The following is a 1,028-nucleotide window of genomic DNA, read 5'->3' on the forward strand; positions in this document are numbered from 1 at the left end:
GGGTGGGGCTGCGCTCAGGCGCCGCGCGAGCGGGCGGCGAAGCGCTGCTGCAGCAGGACGGCCGCGACGATGATCGCGCCCTTGGCGACGGACTGCGCCGAGATCGACAGGTTGTTCTGGGTGAAGACGTTGGTGAGCGTGGAGAAGATCAGCACGCCGAAGACCGTCCCGAGGATGGAACCCCGCCCGCCGGCGAGCAGGGTGCCGCCGATCACCACGGCCGCGATCGCGTCCAGCTCGTAGAACTGGCCGTTGGTGGAGGCCCCGGCCGTCGTGCGCGCCAGCATCATGACCGCCGCGATGCCCGCGGTCAGGCCGGAGAGGGCGTACAGGTAGGCCGTGTGCCGCTTGACCTTGATGCCCGCCAGGCGGGCGGCCTCGGGGTTGCCGCCCACGGCGACGGTCCGCCGCCCGAAGGTGGTGCGGTTGAGCACGACCCAGCCGGCGGCCGCGACGAGCGCGAACAGCCACACGAGCACCGGCACGCCCAGGACGTTGCCCTGGAACGCGTCCTTGAAGGACTCCACCCGCACGATCTGGGTGCGGCGGTTGGCGATGATCTCCGCCAGGCCGCGGGCGGCGACCATCATGGCCAGGGTGGCGATGAAGGCCACCACCCGCCCGTAGGCGATGAGCACGCCGTTGACCACGCCGCACGCGGTGCCCACCAGCAGCGCGGTGGAGACCATGAGCAGCCAGTGGGTGTCCTCGGCCATCGTCTGCGTCGCCAGGGTCGTGGCCCACACCGAGGCCAGGCCGAGGACGGAACCGACCGAGAGGTCGATGCCGCCGCCGGTGACGACGAAGGTCATGCCGATGCTGAGGACGCCGATGACCGCGGCCAGCCGCAGGATCGTCAGCAGGTTGTCCACGCTGGCGAAGCGCTCGCCGGCGGTGACCACCCCGACGACGCAGAGCAGGGCCAGCGCGATGACGAGGCCGACGGTGCGGCCGGCGCCGCCGCCGAGCCCCCCGGTGCGCCCGCCGGCGGGGGCGCCGGGGGCCGGCCCGCGCCGCTCCAGCGGCGC

General features: G+C 73.4%; 1 protein-coding gene. It reads right to left on the reverse strand.

Features of this window, described 5'->3' with window-relative positions; all coding sequences use genetic code 11:
• Positions 1-14: 14 nt before the first annotated feature.
• Positions 15-1,022 carry an ABC transporter permease gene (locus tag GTQ99_RS23545; protein WP_166618060.1) on the reverse strand — a complete coding sequence of 336 codons (1,008 nt, stop codon included), beginning with the start codon at positions 1,020-1,022 and terminating at the stop codon, positions 15-17.
• Between the last annotated feature and the right edge of the window lie 6 nt (positions 1,023-1,028).

Origin of the sequence: Kineococcus vitellinus (genome assembly GCF_009906315.1) — a bacterium.
Classification (GTDB): Bacteria; Actinomycetota; Actinomycetes; order Actinomycetales; family Kineococcaceae; genus Kineococcus; species Kineococcus vitellinus.